Origin of the sequence: Nocardiopsis quinghaiensis (genome assembly GCF_008638365.1) — a bacterium.
In the GTDB taxonomy this organism is placed as follows: Bacteria; Actinomycetota; Actinomycetes; order Streptosporangiales; family Streptosporangiaceae; genus Nocardiopsis; species Nocardiopsis quinghaiensis.
This window is the reverse complement of record NZ_VWVU01000034.1, coordinates 19,435-37,323: the sequence shown is the minus strand read 5'-3', so window position 1 is coordinate 37,323 and position 17,889 is coordinate 19,435. Positions and strand designations below refer to the sequence as shown.

Genomic DNA, 17,889 nt, shown 5'->3' with positions numbered 1-17,889 from the left:
GCACGACCCCTCTCCTAACGCTCCTTGACCAAACGCACCAACGTCTCCACCTCCTCCTCGGTGTTGTAATAGTGCACCGAGGCCCGCACCGCCTCATCCACCACCGGATCGCGCTCCCACACCTGGTTCCACACCCTGGCCACACTCACGTGCACCCCGGAACGCCCCAGGCCGGCATGCACCCGCTCGGCACTGGCCCCCTCCACGGCGAAGGTCACGATCCCCGACCGCACCGCCCCCCGGTCCAGCACCCGCACACCATCCACCTGCGACAACCGCTCCCGGGCGTAGTCGGCCAACGCCCCCACCCGCTCCTGGATCGCCGCCAACCCCACATCCACCGCATAACCCGCGGCCACACCCAACCCGATCTGACCCGCCACACTGCGCTCGAAACTCTCGAACCGGCGCGCGTCCTCACGCACCCGGTACCCCTGCCCCTCCCAGTGCGCCGAGGCCACATCCACCACCGGCGGCTCACCCAGACCCGCCCCCGCCCTCGCGTACAAAAACCCCGTCCCCCGCGGACCACGCAGGAACTTGCGCCCCGTGGCCGTCAGAACATCACACCCCAACCGCTCCACATCCAGATCCCACTGGCCCACCGACTGGCACGCGTCCAACAAGAACAACGCCCCCGCCCCACGGCACAGCGCCCCGATCCGCTCCACGGGATTGACCAACCCGTTGTGGGTGGGCATGTGGTTGACCGCCACCACCCGCACCCCACCCCGGTCCAACTCGCGCTCCAACGCCTCCAGGTCCATCACCCCGCACGCGTCATCCTCCACCACCTGCACCCGCACCCCACGCTCACGGGCGGCCTTGACCATCCCCAACGCGTTACTGGGGTACTCACTGGTGGTGGTCAACACCCGATCCCCCGCCCGGAAGGCCACCGAACCAAACGCCAACTCCCAGGCCCGCGTGGCGCTCTCCACAAAAGCGATCTCCTCCGGACGCGCCCCCACCATCCGCGCCACACCGGTGTAGAACCCCTCCACCGCCGCCTCAGCACGCTCAGCCGCCTCATAACCACCAAGGCGCGCCTCCAACCGAACGTGCTCCACCACCGCCTCCACCACCGGCACCGGAGACAGCGAGGAACCCGCGTTGTTCAGATGCACCACCTCGGCCACCGCCGGCGTCTCCGCGCGCACCGCACCCACATCGATTCCCACCACGACCTCCTCATATCCCGCGGCGACACGACGCCGCGAACCTACCCACCCCACACCCTTTCAGCGCACCAGCCCGACACGGAAGGCGAAGGCCGCCCCACCCGCCACGCCCCGACCCGCGACACCCACCCCCATCAGCCACAATGGCCACACACCACCCGCGCCCCGCACCGAAAGGGTCACACCGAAGCCATGCCCATCCCCAAGGCCGAACTGCACCTGCACATCGAAGGCACCCTCGAACCCGAACTGGCCTTCACCCTGGCCCGCCGCAACGGCCTGACCCTGCCCCACACCGACGTCGAGGACCTACGCCGCGCCTACTCCTTCACCGACCTGCAGTCCTTCCTGGACCTGTACTACTCCCTGATGGACGTGCTGCGCACCGAAGCCGACTTCACCGACCTGGCCAACGCCTACCTGACCCGCGCCGCCCGACAGGGCGTCCGCCACGCCGAGATCTTCTTCGACCCCCAGGCCCACACCAACCGCGGCGTCAGCATGGACACCGTCGTCAACGGCCTGGCCGCCGCCCTGAACACCAGCCACGACACCCACGGCATCAGCACCACACTCATCCTGTGCTTCCTACGCGACCGCCCCGCCACCGAAGCCCTCCACACCCTGGACCAGGCCCGCCCCCACCTGGACCACATCAGCGCCGTGGGCCTGGACTCCGCCGAGGTCGGCAACCCGCCCGAGAACTTCACCGAGGTCTTCGCCGCCGCGCGCGACCTGGGCCTGCACCGCGTCGCCCACGCCGGAGAAGAAGGCCCCGCCTCCTACATCTGGCAGGCACTGAACCTGCTGGGCGCCCAACGCATCGACCACGGCATCCGCTGTCTGGACGACTCCGACCTGGTCGCCCACCTGGCCACCACCCAGACCCCGCTGACCGTGTGCCCGCTCTCCAACGTGCGCCTGCGCGCCGTCCCCGACCTGGCCCACCACCCACTACCCGCCCTGATGGACGCCGGCCTGCTGGTGACCGTCAACTCCGACGACCCCTCCTACTTCGGCGGCTACGTCCACGACAACTTCCAGGCCCTGCACACCCACCTGGGGTTGAGCGGCGACCAACTGCGCCAACTGGCCCGCAACTCCTTCACCGCCTCCTTCCTGCCGCCCCAGCGCAAGGCCCAGCTCATCGCCGAGGTCGACGCCCACCCCCACCCCTGGTAACCACCACACGCCGGGCCCCACCCCCCGAAAAAGGGGGCGGGGCCCGCCGGACACCACCCGCCTCAGGTGGCCCAGGTCAACCTCTGCCCGTGCTCACCGGCGAAAGCGACCACACGCCCGTCCAACGCCACCGTGAAGTCACCGTCCACCTCGGGGCGCGGCCCCACCAGATCCGGCAGCACCCGCCACCCCTCGTTCGACACCCAGTGCCCCTCCAACCCCCGCACCGCCGAAACGAACGCATCACGCCGCCCAGCGGGCAGGTAGGCCAACACCGCGCTGTGAAAAACCACCAGCCGCGCCTCCTCCGGAACCCGCTCCACCACCCGGTGCAACTGCTCCACCAGGTCACCGGCCACCACCAGCGGCGGATCCTGCGCAGCCACCCGCGCCGCCGCACGCAACCGCTCCCGACGCCGCGCCTCATGCGGCCCCGGCCAGATCAGCGCCTCCAACCACCGCACGTCCTCACCCGAGCGCACATCCAACGGGTTCAGATCGATCCCCGCCCGCCAGACCACCCGCGGCACACGCTCAGGGACCGGAACCGGCCCGAAGGTCTCACACTCGAGCACCACCGGGCTGCCGGACGGACCGATGGGGGCGGCGCCGTCATAGGAATAGCGGTACCGGTCCACCTGCAGGCACAACCCCGCCGACGCCCCCACCTCCACCAACGCCAACGGCCCCTCCAACCCCGCCAGGACCGGCAGCAGGGTCGCACACCGACGCACCTCGTTGGTCTGGGTGTAGCGCTCCATCACCACCTGGCGCACCTGCTCCCAGTGCTCCACCAGCCAGGCACGAAACTCCTCCCACGAGGAAACCGGCCCACCCAGGAACCGCACCGCGCCCAACAACAAGTTGGGCTGGCGCTTGTTACCCGCGGGCAGGGAGGCCACCAACCCCAGCACCCGCTCGTCCTCGGCCAGGGCACGGGCGATACGCGCATAGGTCGGAGAAGCGGCGTCCGCGTAGTGCTCCGCGAAGGCCCGATACTGCTCCACGACGCGATCCACACCCGCGCCAACATCAGCGACATGCTCCACGACCGCACGCTCCTCGAAACCGGGGGGACACAAGTGCCGTGTTCCTACCCCGCCCCCACCCTCCGAGCCCGGTGACGGTGCTCACCCCCCACCGAAGGACACCGGACCACACCCCACCCAGGCACCACGGCACCACCCCGCCCCGACAGGGCAGGGACCACCGGCAGAAGAACTCACACACCCTGCGGACGAAACCGCTCCCGGTACTGCGCCGGAGAACACCCCAACGCCCGCACGAACGCCCGCCGCATCACCTCGGCCGAGGCGAACCCGCACCGGCGCGCCACCGCCACCACCCCGGCGTCACTCTCCTCCAGCCACCGCCTGGCCGCCTCCAACCGCACCCGCTCCACATACCGTCCCGGCGTGCACCCCACCTCACGCGCGAACACCCGCGCGAACTGGCGCTGCGACAACCCCACCCGCCGCGCCAACGCCTCCACCGACGCCTCACCCTCGGGATGCTCAACAACCCAGTGCTGCACCTCCCGCACCGCCGGGCGCTGCGCCACCTGCGCCGACAACGGGGCCGAGAACTGCGCCTGGTTACCCGGGCGGCGCAGGAACACCACCAGATACCGCGCCACCGTCAACGCCACCTGCCGCCCCAGGTCCTCCTCCACCAACGCCAACGCCATGTCGATGCCCGCCGAGACCCCGGCAGAGGTCACCACCCGCCCCTGCCGGACGAAGATCGGCTCCGCCTCCACCCGCACCCGCGGGAACTCCCGCGCCAAACGCTCACAGTGCGCCCAGTGCGTCGTGGCACGCAACCCGTCCAACACCCCCGCACGCGCCAGCAGGAACGCCCCCGTACACACCGACGCCACCCGCCCCGCGTCCCCGCAGCGACCGCGCAACCACTCCACCAGCTCCGGATCCTCACGCCGGGCGCCCTCACCGCCCGGCACCACCAGAGTGTCGATCTCCCCCAACTCCTCCAAGGCCGCGGAGGGCACCAACCCCAACCCGTTGGAGCAGGTCACCGCCCCACCGCCCAACGAGGCGGTACGCACCCGGTAACGGGACCCCGGCGCCCGCACCGCACCGGAGAAGACCTCCAACGGGCCCGTCACGTCCAGACTCTGCACACCGTCGAAAACGACGACGACCACCTCGTGAACCATGACCCCATCCCACCGCCCCGACCCCGGGTCCACAAGGTCACCCACCCCACCCTTCCTGCCACCGGCCACCCACACCCCGGGCACCGACCAGCCCCACCCGCCCTCACACCACCGAACACGTCCCACCCACGAGACCAGTGTCACGGAAATATCACGAGAACTCTCGTCCGTGTAGGACAATCCCAGGCAGGTGACGACCCACACCACACGAACGGACACCCGTGAGGCTCTCCAACCGAGGCAAGCTCCGCCGCAGCCCCGACCACACCCCAGCCCCCACCAAACCCCTGGTGGAGTTCCACGACGTGTCCCTCACCCAAGACCGCACCCCGCTCCTGGACCACCTGGACCTGACCATCCGCCCCGGCGAACACCTCGCCCTGGTCGGCCTGCCCACCACCGCCACCACCGCCCTGACCCGCCTGCTCACCGGCCAGGGCACGCCCACCCACGGCCACCTGACCATTCACACCCACACCCACCAGCTCACCACCCACCCCCACACCACCCTGGCCCACACCATCACCGGCCAACCCGCACCCGACCCAGACGACCCCCACCTGGCCCACGCCCTGGCCCACACCGACCTGGACCCCGCCCATCTGAGCACCCCCCTCACCACCCTGCCCGCCCACCTCACCCCCCGCATCCACCAAGCCCGCGACCTCTACGCCCAACACACCAACACCCGCCTCCTCCTACTCACCGACCCCCCACCCCACACCCCCTGCCCCGCACCCACACCCCAGACCGGCCTCCTCCTGCTCACCCGCCAACCCGCCCAGGCCCGCACCGCCGACCGCATCCTGCTACTGCACAGAGGCCGCGTCACCGAAACCGGCACCCACCACCAACTCCTCGTCCGCGGCGGCGCCTACGCACGCCTGTACGCCCTCACCGGCATCCACCGCGCCAGCGGCAACACCCTAGGATGAGGACGTGGCACCCATCGTCAAGGAACTCACCGTCGGCCAGGTCGCCGAACGCGCCGGAGTCGCCGTCTCGGCCCTGCACTTCTACGAACGCCAGGGCCTCATCCACAGCCGACGCACCGTCGGCAACCAGCGCCGCTACCGCCGCGACACCCTGCGCCGGGTCTCCTTCATCCGCATCTCCCAACGCGTGGGCATGCCCCTGGCACGCATCCGCCAGGCCCTGGACTCCCTGCCGGAGAACCGCACCCCCACCCGCGAGGACTGGGCCCACCTCTCCCAGCAGTGGCGCACCGAACTCGACGCCCGCATCAGCCAGCTCGCCCGCCTGCGCGACGACCTGACCGGCTGCATCGGCTGCGGCTGCCTGTCCCTGAGCACCTGCACCCTGTCCAACCCCGAGGACGAACTCGCCGCCGCGGGCCCCGGACCCCGCCGCCTGATGGTCGACGCCCTCAAAGAGGACTTCGACGCCCACTGAAACAGGGACAGCCACATCGGCCTGAACCACGACGAAGTCCCCCGAACCGTCGGCCTCCACACGCGCCGCCCGGGCCTCCGACTGCAACGGGCACTCGGCCACCCGGTAAGACGCGACCTCCTCCGAGGCCTGCGCCCTCACCCCGGCGGCGAACTTGTCCGCCTCGAAACGAGCACCCGGCAGTTTGCCCGCAGGCACGGGATCACGCCCGGTCAAGGGATCCAGCCGCTCCACATGCGACCAGTCCCGGGCACCGGGGAAACTGGCCACCAGCTCCGGACGCGCCGCCAGATTGCGCGCGCCACCCCCTCGCGAACCAAAAAGGGCCCTGAGCGACGCGATGTCGCGCAGGGCTCCTGGGGGCCGCGGACCACCGCCCCCGCCATCACCGGGGAAAGTCCGGCCGCGACCTGTGGCCGGCGTCAGAGGTCCACCAGCTTGTAGTTGATCCAGTAGTCGGAGACGTTGTCGCTTTCCTCCTCACTGTCCTCGGAAGTGACCTCCGGATTGCTCCTGTCAGTCTGCAACGCGTCGGTGACGTTCTCCAGCACAGGGAGGGAGACCAGCGTAGGAACGGCGATCACGCCATCATCGAGCTGGGCGTGGGCGGGTGCGGCGCCCAGGGCCAGGACGGCGGCGGCCAGCGCCAGGGACGAGGCGAGCTTGCGCATGAGGAACCTCCGGTGTGTGGGTCATGTCCTCCGGGCCCTCTATCCCGATGACCTGCACTGATACCCCTTCGAAGCAAGAAGTGACAGGATATTTACCCTCTGTGTCCACAAGGGCGCGAAAAAGCCCCCGCGCGACGTTTGGTCGCGCGGGGGCTTTCGCGTCTCGCCGGGCCCTGCGGATCCCCCCGGTACCGGCGGTCCGGCGCGGGCCGTGCGCGCTCAACCCCCGTGGGCGCCCGGCCCCGCACCCGCGCCGTTCCATCCCGGAGCCACACGGCCGTGAAGGCCGCCCCCCGTGGCCCGCGAGGCGCGCAGGTGCGCACCCCCCGGCCTACCCGTTCCACGACGGGCAAACATCGATCTACCTCGCCCCTCGCCGTACCTTCGGCAGAACTGGGCCCCACAGCGCAGACCACCCCGCCGCCCACACCACCAGCAGCCAACGCCAGGGACCAACGACCAAAGCGCCACGCGAGTTCATGCCCACCATCATGGCCATGCCCCGTCTCCCGCACCTTCCCACCCCGAAGAGACCAGCCCCGCACACGGCACGACCACAAGCGGGGCCGACGCTTTCGCGCCGCCCCCGCCCAGAACACCACGACACCGCTACAACCCGGCGGCCTCGTCCCGGCCACGGCAGGCCAGCTCATCGGCGCGCTCGTTGCCCTCGTCCCCGCTGTGCCCGCGCACCCACCGCCACTCCACCTCGTACCGCGAGGCCACCTCGTCCAGGCGCTGCCACAGGTCCACGTTCTTGACCGGCTTCTTGTCGGCCGTCTTCCACCCGCGCCGCTTCCAGTTGTGCATCCAGGAAGTGATCCCGTTGCGCACGTAGGAGGAGTCGGTGTGCACCACCACCGGCAGGGGCTGCTTCAGGCTCTCCAAGGCACGAATGGCCGCCATCAGCTCCATCCGGTTGTTGGTGGTCTGCTCCTCACCTCCGTACAACTCCTTCTCGTGCTCGCCGTAGCGCAGCCACACACCCCACCCGCCCGGGCCGGGGTTACCACTGCACGCCCCGTCGGTGTAGATGACCACTCGCCGCGTCGGCCCATCGCCGACCTCGTCCCCGTTACGCATGCCGGGCAATCTACCGCCCCCCACGGTCACGGAAAGGCCACATCCCGCCCCGGAAGAGCCGTGAACAGAGCCACCCGACCCCACTGGACCCCTCAAACCCGCCTTTTCGGCCTCTCAACCCCACCAAAGGCACCTATCACCCACACCACAACCAACCACCAGCACACACAAAAAGGGGGTGCGGCCGAACCCCCAAGGTTCGACCGCACCCCTCAGACCAGGCCCCGGTCAGGGCGAGAACTCCTCAGCCAACTGCTCCGCACGCTCCTGACGGCGCGCGAGAACGTCCTGGGACATCTCACTCATCTTCTTCAACACCCGCTTGCGCTCACGCGCACTCAACCGGTCCACATACACCCGACCCAACGTGTGGTCGGTCTCATGCTGCAGACACCGGGCGAAATACCCGCTACCACCGACCACCACCGGCGCACCGTCACGGTCCACACCCCGCACCGTGGCATGCTCCGCGCGCCCCAGGTCCGCGTGCGGACCCGGCACCGACAAACACCCCTCGGCCTCCACCACCACCGGATCGTCCAGGTCACGCTCATCCAACACCGGGTTGACCACGTGCCCCACGTGCCGCACACCCTCATCGTCAGGGCAGTCATACACGAACAGCCGCAGGTCCACACCCACCTGGTTGGCCGCCAACCCCACACCCTCAGCCGCGTACATCGTCACGAACATGTCGTCGATGAGCCCACCCAACTCGGACCCACCCAACATCTCCTCGGGCACCTCGGCGTTGCGTCGATGCAACACCTCCTCACCCGTCACGGTGATCCGACGCACCCGGCCACGCGCGGCCTCCGGAGCCAACTCGGGAAACTCCGCGACCTCCCGGCCCTGAACGACAGCGGCAACCTGGGCAGGCCTGGACAGCTCCGACATGGTCCTACTCTCACAACGCACCAACACGACAACAGGTGGCATACCACCAACATCACCGAAAAATAGCACGAACAGGCAGGTCAGCCGCACCCGGGAAAACAGTTCAACGGAACCAGGAATTGCCCTGGATCAGACACCGCGCCAGATAGTCGCGCAACGACACCACCACCAAGCGCCGCCGGTCACTCTCATGATCCCACACCACGATCCCCGGACCATAGTCAGTGTGCACGTAGGCGAACTGCGGCCCCATGTCGGAATCACCGAAGAAGATCATCTCGTCAAAAGGCGCGTACAACTCCAGGTAGTCAGGCTCCTCACGCATCGCCAGATTGTCCTCCACCAAGCGCCGCGCACCCCACACCACCTCGTCCCCGTACTCGTTGGTCACCCCGTCGGTCTCCTGCAGCAACGACGCCAACTCAAAGGGCAGGGGCAGCATCAGGTGCTTCTCGACCTCGGCCAGGGTCACCTCGTCGGCCGGATCTCTCAGATCGGCCTCGGGATACATCTCCAGGATCAGTTCACGCCACACACCCCTGATCATCACAGGTTGTGGCAAGACACGGGAAATCGTTGACGGCGAGTTGCGCCAAAAACCCGGACCAGCCCCCGGCGCACCACCACAAACCCCCACCAGGACGGCGCCGACCACCACCCCGCACCCCAACCACGACGCGCCACCCACATCACCCTACGTGCACAACCCACCACAGCAACACACAATAAGCCCATGACCACCACCACACAGCGCCTACTCGCCGCCACCACACTCACCACAGCCCTAGCCCTGCCCATCCCCGCACACGCCACCACCGACTACCCCGGCCACACCACCAGCAGCTACATCATCCTCACCGACACCACAACCACCCAAGCCCACCAGCACGGCTGCACCGAAGGACGCACCGGCACCACCGGCCCCCGCATCCTCTTCTTCGGCACCCAGGAAAAAGACGACACCCTACGAGAACCCGGCAGAGTCGCGAGCTCCACCACACCCCGCGCCCCCTACACCCAAGCCGCCCAATACGCCCACCACTGGGCCCAGGGCTTCACCGAATGCCGCACCAACCAAGCCACCGCCCACCTGGCCCTGGGCGTCAACAACAAGGACGACGGCAACATCACCGGCACCCACGCCGGACAACGCTGGGCCCACCTGGTCACCACCGCCCACAACACCTCCACCACCGACGCCGTCACCATCACCACCGCCCTGGACGCCGAACCCTCCTGGTCCACCCCCGCCTGGGCCCGCGACTGGCTCACCGCCTACACCAACGCCACCGACATCCCCCTCTACGCCGCCAACTCCGCCGACTCCTGCCCCACCACCACCTCAGGCAACTGCGCCAACGGCTGGACCCTGACAGACGTGCACCACATGGCCGGAGCAGGCAACCCCCACATCCACGTCCTCCCCCAGATCTACCGAACCGACGGCATCCAAGCACGCCAATGGGCCAACATCAGCCGCTGGGGCCACACCAACACCGACGACCCCCTCCGCTTCGCCGGAGCCATGTCCCAACACACCGCCTGCCAACAGCGCAGCTGCCACAACACCGACAACACACCCCAGCAAGCCTGGAGCCAGCTCAAGAACGCACTCGACACCCACCACAGCACCCGCGTCCACCACCTGGGCCCCGCCACCGACATGCGCTGGCCCTGACCGACGCACCCCAGACCCCGCGCCATGAACCTGCGCGGCGCCCGCCATGTTCATCATCCCCTTCTCCCCACTCCTGGTACCGGTGATCTCCACCGCACGAGGATGGAACGCGATGACCACGGGGACGGCGGCGGGCGCTTTCGGTATCGGTATGGCCTGCGCGACCGCGGCGGTCCTGTGGCGCGGAACCGCTCCACGCGCCGGACTGGCCGCCGCCTGGGGGATGATCACCGCCGGAGCGGGGATCGCGGCCGCCGCGGCCGCTCCAGGGGCGACGCTCTTCTGCCTGGTCTCCCTGATCGTCGGCCTGGGAACCGGCGTCTTCTCCACCCACGCCGGCCCCCTGTTCATGGCCGCCTGCCCCCGGGAAGCGGTGGGACGGGCCCAAGCGGTGGTGACCCTCGCCCAGTGGCTACCGCTCCTGTGGGCCAACCCGCTGATCGGCGTACTCGCACAGACCTACCCGGTGACCGCCCTCCTTCTCCTGTGGGGCGGCGGGGCGGGCACGGCCGGAACGGCGGCCTTGTGCGCACGCCCCTTCCGCACGGCGATACTGCCCCGCCACACCCCAGAACCCGAACCGGAACGAAAGACCGGCTGACGATCCAACCCCGTGACGGGGACATGGACCAACTCCGACGCATTCCACTCCGCACCACCACCCCACCGTGGAGCCCTCACCACCGCACCCCGACCACCGAACACGACACAATAGGACACCCACCCCCACACAGCAGGAACGGAAAAGACCACCCATGGCCACCGCACCCCACCGCCGCGCAGGCCACCCCACCACCCTGGCCTACCTCTTCCTCCTGCTCTCCCAGAACATCGCCGCCCTCCTCCTACTCCCCCTCATCATCATCTCCGCCGTCCTCACCCTCACCTGGGTCGGCCTCCCCTTCGTCATCCTCACCGGCACCCTCCTCCGCACCCTCGCCGACAGCCAACGCCGCACCCTCGCCCACCTCCTCCCCAACCCCCCCACCCCCAGCGCCTACCGACCCATCCCCCCAGCAGGCATCACCCGACGCAGCGCCACGATCATCACCGACCCCGCCACCTGGAAAGACATACTCTGGCTCATCTCCGGAGCCGCCAACATCGCCATCATCGCCATCCCCGCCACCCTCCTGGCCCACGGCACCTTCCAACTCCTCTTCGCCCTCGGCCTGACCGGCCCCACCCTCTACGGCTTCTACACCCCCACCACCACCCTCCACCAACTCCTCACCCTCGCCCCCAGCGCACTCCTCCTCACCCTGAGCTACCTCCTCCTCCCCCCGGCCACCAACCTCTACCTACGCTTCAGCCACCTCCTCCTCTCCCCCTCCGAAAAAGCCCGACTCACCGCCCGCGTCGCCCACCTGGCCACCAGCCGCGCCAACACCATCGACACCCAGACCGCAGAGATCCGCCGCATCGAACGCGACCTCCACGACGGCGCCCAAGCCCGCCTCGTCGCCCTGGGCATGAACCTCGGCATGGCCGAACACATCGTCGAACAAGACCCCCAAGCCGCCCGCGCCATGCTCACCCAAGCCCGCGAAACCACCCGTCACGCCCTCACCGAACTCCGCGACCTCGTCCGCGGCATCCAACCACCCGTCCTCGTCGAACGCGGACTCCACGGCGCCGTCCACGCCCTCGCCCTCACCCACAACCTCCCCATCACCGTCACCATCGACCTCCACGGCCGCCCCGCCGACCCCGTCGAATCCGCCGCCTACTTCGCCATCGCCGAACTCCTCACCAACACCGCCAAACACGCTCACGCCACCCACGCCTGGGTCCACATCAACCACGGCCGCAACCGCCTCGTCATCACCATCACCGACAACGGCACCGGCGGCGCCACCCCCACACCCGGCAGCGGACTCGCCGGCATCCGCAGGCGCCTGGACGCCTTCGATGGCACGATGAACACCACCAGCCCCCCGGGCGGCCCCACCATCGTGACCCTGGAGATCCCGTGCGCGTTGTCATCGCCGAAGACCTTGCCCTCCTCAGAGAAGGCCTGATCCAACTCCTCCAAGCACACGACTTCACCGTCGTCGCCGCCCTCGACAACGGACCCGACCTCCACACCGCCCTGACCGAACACAAACCCGACGTCGCCGTCGTCGACGTCCGCCTACCCCCCACCTTCACCGACGAAGGCCTCCAAGCCGCCATCGCCGCCCGCACCCAGATCCCCGGCCTGCCCATCCTCGTGCTCTCCCAGCACGTCGAACAGCTCTACGCCCGCGAACTCCTCTCCGACGACACCGGAGGCGTCGGCTACCTCCTCAAGGACCGCGTCTTCGACGTCGGCCAGTTCATCGAAGCCGTCCGCCGCGTCGCCGACGGCGGCACCGCCATGGACCCCGCCGTCATCTCCCAACTCCTGGCCCGCCAAGACCAGAGCGGCCCCCTGGCCCAACTCACCCCCCGCGAACACGAAGTCCTCGCCGAAATGGCCGAAGGCCGCTCCAACTCCGCCATCGCCGGACGCCTCTACATCACCGAAAAAGCCGTCAGCAAACACATCAACAACATCTTCACCAAACTCGACCTACCCCCCTCCTCCGACGACAGCCGCCGCGTCCTGGCCGTCCTGGCCTACCTCAACGGCCAATAACACAAAAAAGGCGGGCCACCCACGGCCCGCCCCACCAAAGAACGCCACACGCGCCCCACAGCCCTACCTACTGCGGCTCACGACGCACCCGATACAAACCATCAATCTCCTCCGAGAACGCCCGCAACACCGCCTCACGCCGCAATTCCCCCGAAGGCTGCACCAACCCCGACTGCACCGTGAACTCCTCAGCCAACACATGGAACGACCGCACCGCCAAATGCCGCGGCACACTCCGATTGGCCTCATACACCAACCCCTGCACCTCACGCAGCAGATCACGATCCCCCGCGATCTCCTCCGGCGCCATCGACAACGGCCGCCCATTCACCAACCGCCAGTACTCCAACTGGTCACGCACCAACGTCACCAACGCACTCGCGAACGGCCGCCCCTCCACGATCACCAGCACCTGACTGACCAACGGATGCGCACGCAACCGCGCCTCGAACTCCGCCACCAACTCAACGTCCCCGCGCTCCTCCCGCACCGGCGCCTCCACCGCGGGCAACACCTCGGTCAGCACATCCCCCACCGGCTGCTCCACCACGGGCCCACGCGCCACGAACCGCCCCGGCACCTCCGCCATAGCCGCCTGCGGCCGCAACCGGCCCACAACCCTCACAAACCCGTCCGCGTCCACCTCCACCGCGAACCCCGTCGCCAACCACCCCTCACGAAACGCACTACGCGAAGCCTCCCCGTCATCCCAGTAACCCGAGAACACCCCACCACCACGCACATAGGCCTCACCCTCACGCGAGACCCACAACTCACGCCCGCCAAGGACACGCCCCACCGTCCCAGGCACACGATCCCCCACAGCACCGGACACGAACACACCCGCAGTCTCAGCCGTACCGAACGCCTGCACCACCGGCACGCCCACACCCCCGTAGAAGGACTCCAACCGGTCCGACAGGTCACCACCCCAGCACACCGCCAGATGCACCCGACCGCCCAACATCTCCCGCACCCGCGCGAACTGCCAGTCATACATCGACCGCGACAACCGCCGCCAGGCACCCTTCTTCGGCGACCGGTCGAACTGCACCGCCGTATCCACCGCCGAGTTGAACGTCCCCAACGAGTCCCACCCCGTCGAACGCGCACTCCCCTGCTCACGCGCGAAGATGCCCTCCAACATCCCCGTGGAGCACACCAACACCGTCGGCTTGAACGCCTCCGCCTGCCGCAACAGACCAGCGCGACCAGCCAACCCCACACGCACACGACCCACCATGCACGCCACCAACGACGCCAAACCCGGAATCTGCGACAACGGCAGATCCAACAAAGTGCTCGCCCTACCCGCAGACAACTCCGACACCCGCGGCCACATCCGATCAACCAGATCCGCCGCCGCCGACAACAACGCCCCGTGCGAAAGCACCACACCCCGCGTCAACCGCGACACCGTGCTCAACGGGTACAGCACCACCGCCGCGTCCTCGGCCACCGTCGCGTCCCGCCGAAACCGCACCGAGGACGCGTCCATGTACGCGCCCAACCGCACCACGTCGGCCAGGCCCTCCTCCATCCGCCACACCCGGCCCAGATCCGGCAACTCCCGCTGCAGCCCCGACACCACACGCAGCAACCGCTCACCCTGGACCACCGCCGCCGCCGGACGCGTCTGCCGCACCACATGCGCCGCCCGCTCCGCCGACACCGAATCCGCCAACGGCACCAACACCGCCCGCACCGACCACACCGCGAACGCCAACCGCACCCACTCCTGGTGCACACCCGACACCACCAGCACCCGGTCGCCCTCACCCACACCGGACGCGACCAGACCCTTGGCGACCGACGTCACCTCCGTGGCGAACTCACCAGCCGTCACCTGCTCCCAACGGCCACGCTCCCCCCGCACCGAGAACACCTCAGCACGCGCATCCTCGGTCGCCATCCCGTAGACCAGCTCACCCAGCCCGGAAAGACCCCGAGCCCACGTCCCAGGAGTGACACTCGGCTCGCCCATACCCACACTCATCCTCTGCCACATCGGAAGGCGGGCACACCAGGCCCACCTCAATCGGGGAATTGCGACCTACTGTGCCCATTTCCCCATCACACAGCAACCCGGAGCAGAGAACCACAAAAAACCACGACTCCTGGGGTCATCGGACCTTCGAACGCACAGACCACACATAAGCCACCAAAGCCAACCCCGCCGCGGACGCCATCACCATCGCCATACTCATCAACGACGGCTCACCCGAAGCCGTCAACCCCGCCAACGACGCCACACCGCCACCCAACGAGAACTGCAACGCACCCATCAACGCCGAAGCCGTACCCGCCACCGTGGCAGGCTGACCGTCCAACGCCGTCACCGTCGCATTCGGCATGATGAACCCGACGCTGAACATCATGACCGCCAACAACGTCACAACCATCCACAAAGCAGCCACACCAGTCAGCGCCAACACCACCAGCACACCCACCGACACCAGCGCCAACATCAATCCCAGGCCCAGACGCCGCAACGTCTCCACCCGACCCACCAGCAACCCGTTCGTCTGCGTCCCCGCCATCATCCCCAACGCATTCACCGCGAACAGCCCCGCATACAACTGCGGCGAAGCATCAAACTCCGTCTGCGCCACAAACGAGAACGCCGACACATACGTGAACAGCATCCCGAAACTCAACCCCAGCGTCAGCACCGGACCCATAAAACGCGGCTGACGCACCAGGCCCGCCACCGTCGACAACAGCGCACGCGGACCCCGCCGACGACGATCCTCCACCGGCAGACTCTCCGGCAGCCACAGCAACACCAGAACAAAACTCAGCGCCGCCATCACCGCCAGCACCCAGAAACTCACCTGCCACGGACCCACCAGCAACAACTGCGCACCCGCCAACGGAGCCAACAGCGGAGCCAACATCATCACCAGCGCCAGACGCGAGAAGAACCGCACCGCGTCATCGCCCTCGAACAGGTCACGCACCACCGCACGCGCGATCACCGCACCCGCGGCACCAGCCATACCCTGCACGAACCGCACCACGATGAACAGCGTCACGCTCGGCACGAACACACACAGCACCGACGTCACCGTGAACACGGCCACACCCACCAGCAGAGGCCCCCGACGCCCGAAGGCATCACTCATCGGCCCGATCACCAGCTGGCCCACCGCCAGACCCAGCATCATCGCCGTCAGCGTCAGCTGGACCCGAGCCTCGTTCGTCCCCAGATCCTGGGTGATCTGAGGAAAAGCCGGAAGATACATGTCAGTCGCCAACGGCCCGGTCGCCGTCAGCACACCCAGCACCAAAACCAACAAAGCGACCGACTTACGCGAAGGCGTCCAGGGCCGGCTCCGCACCAGGGTCGACTCGACCGCCCCCTGCTCAGGGGCCGTGGAGGGGGAATCAGGGGACTGCACAGGCACTCCAGTTCGCAAAAAGCGGGAAGGCCGAAAGGAAGAACTCCCCACGGCGGCGGTACTACTCCATACCAACATCACGACCCTGCGAACCGCCTCCTTTTCAAGCCCCCAAACACCTGTGATGTCCGTTACGACCCGGACAGTTACCTTACGAGCCGGTCCAGCAACCGCACGACCTCAGCCTCCGGATCCTCCGTCAGACCCCCGTGAATCGGCCCCGGCTGCACGATCGTGCTCCGCGGCGCGGTCAACCACCGAAACCGCTGCCCCGGCCGCTCACGACCGGCCGCACCCGCCCCCGCACCACCACGACACATCACCTCGACCGCCTCCAGCGCACGCCGCACACCAGCCACGTCCACCCCAGAATCCACGGCCAACAACCGTCCCTCGTCCAACGCGGAACGAGCCGCCAAAAACCCCTGCTCCTGGCAGTACACGATCACCCCGGCGTTCACACACTCACCGCGCTCCAACCGCGGCACCACCCGCAACAACGCGTACTCGAACACCGCACGATCGCGCTCCTCGCCCACACGGCCGGTCGTCACCGCATCGCTGTAACGCCTCATCCCGTCACCTCCGGCAACCAGGAACGGTCAGCCACACGCGCCAGCAGGAACCGCACATACGCATCACGGACCTCATCGGGAGAAGCGAACCCGGGCTCGCCCACCAGCCACTCATCAGGCACCAGCTCCACCACACGGCGCAACAGACCCTCCTCCACCAACGGCGCCAGCGCGGCGTCCGCGGCGGCCAGGTCCGGGGAGGACCCCGTAAGCACGTGGTCGGAGGCGTCGTAGGCACGGCCGACGAACCTGTCGGCGTTGGCCCAGTTGTGATGGAAGATCAGCGTCGCGCCGTGGTCGATCAGGTACGGCCTGCCATGCCACAGGAGCATGTTCGGATTGCGCCAGGAGCGGTCCACGTTGCCGGTCAGAGCGTCGAACCACAGCACCCGCCCGGCGAACTCCCGGTCCACCCCGAAGGTCAGCGGGTCGAAACCGAGCGACCCCGGAAGAAAGTCCATCCCCAGGTTGAGCCCACCGCTGGCCCTGAGCAGCTCCTGCACCTCGGGGTCGGGTTCGCTGCGGCCGATCACCGCGTCGAACTCCACCAGGACCAGCTCGGGAACCGGCAGCCCCAGGGCCCGGCCCAGCTCACCCGAGACCACCTCGGCCACGAGCGTCTTGCGCCCCTGGCCCGCCCCGATGAACTTGACCACGTACATCCCCAGATCGTCGGCCTCGACCAGCCCTGGGAGCGAACCTCCTTCGCGCAGCGGCAGCACGTACCGCGTCGCGATCACCTTTCTCAGCACGTGGACCAGCATAGGCACCGCCCGGTGCGGGCACACCCCGACGCCCGCACATCCCAAGGGCGCCCCCTGCGGCCGGGCCTGAGGCTGACACGGGCGGAGGCACCGGCCCGAGCCCATCCCACACGGCCACACCCCTCCCTTGATGCCCCCCGAACGACGCTGAACCCGTTCCAGGCACCCAGCCATCACGGTCAGGACGTACCGTCACGTCTCCAGGAGGGTTTTTAGGTGTTGGTGCGGCGAAGCCGCTCCTTAAATTT

At 68.3% G+C, this 17,889-nt stretch carries 18 protein-coding genes; 7 read left to right on the top strand and 11 right to left on the bottom strand.

Annotation, left to right across the window (positions count from 1 at the left end; all coding sequences use genetic code 11):
• Positions 1–14: 14 nt before the first annotated feature.
• A complete protein-coding gene (locus tag FYX01_RS24270) occupies positions 15–1,181 on the bottom strand; it encodes an aminotransferase class V-fold PLP-dependent enzyme (protein ID WP_150245610.1) in 1,167 nt (388 codons plus the stop codon).
• Between the two features lie 192 nt (positions 1,182–1,373).
• Here FYX01_RS24270 and FYX01_RS24265 point away from each other — a divergent pair, with 192 nt between their 5' ends.
• Positions 1,374–2,363 (top strand): adenosine deaminase, encoded by a 990-nt coding sequence (locus FYX01_RS24265; protein WP_150245607.1) that lies wholly within the window; start codon positions 1,374–1,376, stop codon positions 2,361–2,363.
• A 62-nt stretch (positions 2,364–2,425) separates the two neighbouring features.
• On the opposite strand, the gene FYX01_RS24260 is transcribed toward FYX01_RS24265, so the two are convergent.
• Together FYX01_RS24260 and FYX01_RS24255 are read right to left on the bottom strand one after the other, a co-directional pair.
• A complete protein-coding gene (locus tag FYX01_RS24260) occupies positions 2,426–3,412 on the bottom strand; it encodes a DUF2332 domain-containing protein (RefSeq protein ID WP_150245604.1) in 987 nt (328 codons plus the stop codon).
• 173 nt (positions 3,413–3,585) lie between these two features.
• Complete coding sequence (locus tag FYX01_RS24255) at positions 3,586–4,539, bottom strand: GlxA family transcriptional regulator (RefSeq protein ID WP_150245601.1); 954 nt, start codon at positions 4,537–4,539, stop codon at positions 3,586–3,588.
• Between the two features lie 221 nt (positions 4,540–4,760).
• Here FYX01_RS24255 and FYX01_RS24250 point away from each other — a divergent pair, with 221 nt between their 5' ends.
• Positions 4,761–5,474 carry an ABC transporter ATP-binding protein/permease gene (locus tag FYX01_RS24250; protein ID WP_150245598.1) on the top strand — a complete coding sequence of 238 codons (714 nt, stop codon included), beginning with the start codon at positions 4,761–4,763 and terminating at the stop codon, positions 5,472–5,474.
• A gap of 4 nt (positions 5,475–5,478) precedes the next feature.
• Positions 5,479–5,952, top strand: a complete 474-nt coding sequence (gene soxR, locus FYX01_RS24245) for a redox-sensitive transcriptional activator SoxR (RefSeq protein WP_150245595.1) — start codon at positions 5,479–5,481, stop codon at positions 5,950–5,952.
• Between the two features lie 422 nt (positions 5,953–6,374).
• Here soxR and FYX01_RS24235 read toward each other — a convergent pair whose 3' ends face one another.
• The 4 genes from FYX01_RS24235 to FYX01_RS24220 all read right to left on the bottom strand — a co-directional run bounded on the left by FYX01_RS24235 (position 6,375) and on the right by FYX01_RS24220 (position 9,150).
• Positions 6,375–6,623: a hypothetical protein gene (locus FYX01_RS24235; protein ID WP_150245591.1), complete on the bottom strand. Its 249-nt coding sequence runs from the start codon at positions 6,621–6,623 to the stop codon at positions 6,375–6,377.
• 609 nt (positions 6,624–7,232) lie between these two features.
• A complete protein-coding gene (gene rnhA, locus FYX01_RS24230; protein WP_150245587.1) occupies positions 7,233–7,706 on the bottom strand; it encodes a ribonuclease HI in 474 nt (157 codons plus the stop codon).
• 228 nt (positions 7,707–7,934) lie between these two features.
• Positions 7,935–8,603, bottom strand: coding sequence for a peptide deformylase (gene def, locus FYX01_RS24225; RefSeq protein ID WP_150245584.1), 669 nt, complete (start codon positions 8,601–8,603; stop codon positions 7,935–7,937).
• A 103-nt stretch (positions 8,604–8,706) separates the two neighbouring features.
• Positions 8,707–9,150 carry an SMI1/KNR4 family protein gene (locus tag FYX01_RS24220; RefSeq protein WP_150245712.1) on the bottom strand — a complete coding sequence of 148 codons (444 nt, stop codon included), beginning with the start codon at positions 9,148–9,150 and terminating at the stop codon, positions 8,707–8,709.
• A gap of 186 nt (positions 9,151–9,336) precedes the next feature.
• Between FYX01_RS24220 and FYX01_RS24215 the strand changes: the two genes are divergently transcribed.
• The 4 genes from FYX01_RS24215 (at position 9,337) to FYX01_RS24200 (ending at position 12,901) form a co-directional block, all read left to right on the top strand.
• Positions 9,337–10,281: a hypothetical protein gene (locus FYX01_RS24215; RefSeq protein ID WP_150245581.1), complete on the top strand. Its 945-nt coding sequence runs from the start codon at positions 9,337–9,339 to the stop codon at positions 10,279–10,281.
• Between the two features lie 112 nt (positions 10,282–10,393).
• On the top strand, positions 10,394–10,882 hold the full coding sequence (locus FYX01_RS24210; protein ID WP_150245578.1) for a hypothetical protein: 489 nt from the start codon (positions 10,394–10,396) through the stop codon (positions 10,880–10,882).
• A 154-nt stretch (positions 10,883–11,036) separates the two neighbouring features.
• A complete protein-coding gene (locus FYX01_RS24205) occupies positions 11,037–12,302 on the top strand; it encodes a sensor histidine kinase (RefSeq protein ID WP_150245575.1) in 1,266 nt (421 codons plus the stop codon).
• Positions 12,254–12,901 carry a response regulator gene (locus FYX01_RS24200; RefSeq protein ID WP_150245572.1) on the top strand — a complete coding sequence of 216 codons (648 nt, stop codon included), beginning with the start codon at positions 12,254–12,256 and terminating at the stop codon, positions 12,899–12,901. The genes FYX01_RS24205 and FYX01_RS24200 overlap by 49 nt, the downstream gene beginning before the upstream one ends.
• Before the next feature lie 67 nt (positions 12,902–12,968).
• On the opposite strand, the gene FYX01_RS24195 is transcribed toward FYX01_RS24200, so the two are convergent.
• From FYX01_RS24195 to FYX01_RS24180, 4 genes are all read right to left on the bottom strand, one after another.
• The gene (locus FYX01_RS24195; RefSeq protein WP_150245569.1) at positions 12,969–14,885 is read right to left on the bottom strand and encodes an AMP-binding protein; all 1,917 of its coding nucleotides are present in this window, start codon (positions 14,883–14,885) and stop codon (positions 12,969–12,971) included.
• A gap of 139 nt (positions 14,886–15,024) precedes the next feature.
• Positions 15,025–16,302 (bottom strand): multidrug effflux MFS transporter, encoded by a 1,278-nt coding sequence (locus FYX01_RS24190; protein WP_223830623.1) that lies wholly within the window; start codon positions 16,300–16,302, stop codon positions 15,025–15,027.
• 146 nt (positions 16,303–16,448) lie between these two features.
• Complete coding sequence (locus tag FYX01_RS24185) at positions 16,449–16,877, bottom strand: DUF3037 domain-containing protein (protein WP_150245563.1); 429 nt, start codon at positions 16,875–16,877, stop codon at positions 16,449–16,451.
• A complete protein-coding gene (locus tag FYX01_RS24180) occupies positions 16,874–17,641 on the bottom strand; it encodes a HipA family kinase (protein WP_150245709.1) in 768 nt (255 codons plus the stop codon). Before FYX01_RS24180 ends, FYX01_RS24185 begins: the two co-directional genes overlap by 4 nt.
• Positions 17,642–17,889 lie beyond the last annotated feature (248 nt).

What these genes read in the sequence shown, in the direction of transcription:
- FYX01_RS24265 (WP_150245607.1), top strand. Translation starts at nt 1,374, where the DNA reads ATGCCCATCCCCAAGGCCGAACTGCACCTGCACATCGAAGGCACCCTC.
- FYX01_RS24255 (WP_150245601.1), bottom strand. Translation starts at nt 4,539, where the DNA reads ATGGTTCACGAGGTGGTCGTCGTCGTTTTCGACGGTGTGCAGAGTCTG.
- FYX01_RS24235 (WP_150245591.1), bottom strand. Translation starts at nt 6,623, where the DNA reads ATGCGCAAGCTCGCCTCGTCCCTGGCGCTGGCCGCCGCCGTCCTGGCC.
- rnhA (WP_150245587.1), bottom strand. Translation starts at nt 7,706, where the DNA reads ATGCGTAACGGGGACGAGGTCGGCGATGGGCCGACGCGGCGAGTGGTC.
- def (WP_150245584.1), bottom strand. Translation starts at nt 8,603, where the DNA reads ATGTCGGAGCTGTCCAGGCCTGCCCAGGTTGCCGCTGTCGTTCAGGGC.
- FYX01_RS24220 (WP_150245712.1), bottom strand. Translation starts at nt 9,150, where the DNA reads ATGATCAGGGGTGTGTGGCGTGAACTGATCCTGGAGATGTATCCCGAG.
- FYX01_RS24215 (WP_150245581.1), top strand. Translation starts at nt 9,337, where the DNA reads ATGACCACCACCACACAGCGCCTACTCGCCGCCACCACACTCACCACA.
- FYX01_RS24210 (WP_150245578.1), top strand. Translation starts at nt 10,394, where the DNA reads ATGACCACGGGGACGGCGGCGGGCGCTTTCGGTATCGGTATGGCCTGC.
- FYX01_RS24205 (WP_150245575.1), top strand. Translation starts at nt 11,037, where the DNA reads ATGGCCACCGCACCCCACCGCCGCGCAGGCCACCCCACCACCCTGGCC.
- FYX01_RS24195 (WP_150245569.1), bottom strand. Translation starts at nt 14,885, where the DNA reads ATGGGCGAGCCGAGTGTCACTCCTGGGACGTGGGCTCGGGGTCTTTCC.
- FYX01_RS24185 (WP_150245563.1), bottom strand. Translation starts at nt 16,877, where the DNA reads ATGAGGCGTTACAGCGATGCGGTGACGACCGGCCGTGTGGGCGAGGAG.
- FYX01_RS24180 (WP_150245709.1), bottom strand. Translation starts at nt 17,641, where the DNA reads ATGCTGGTCCACGTGCTGAGAAAGGTGATCGCGACGCGGTACGTGCTG.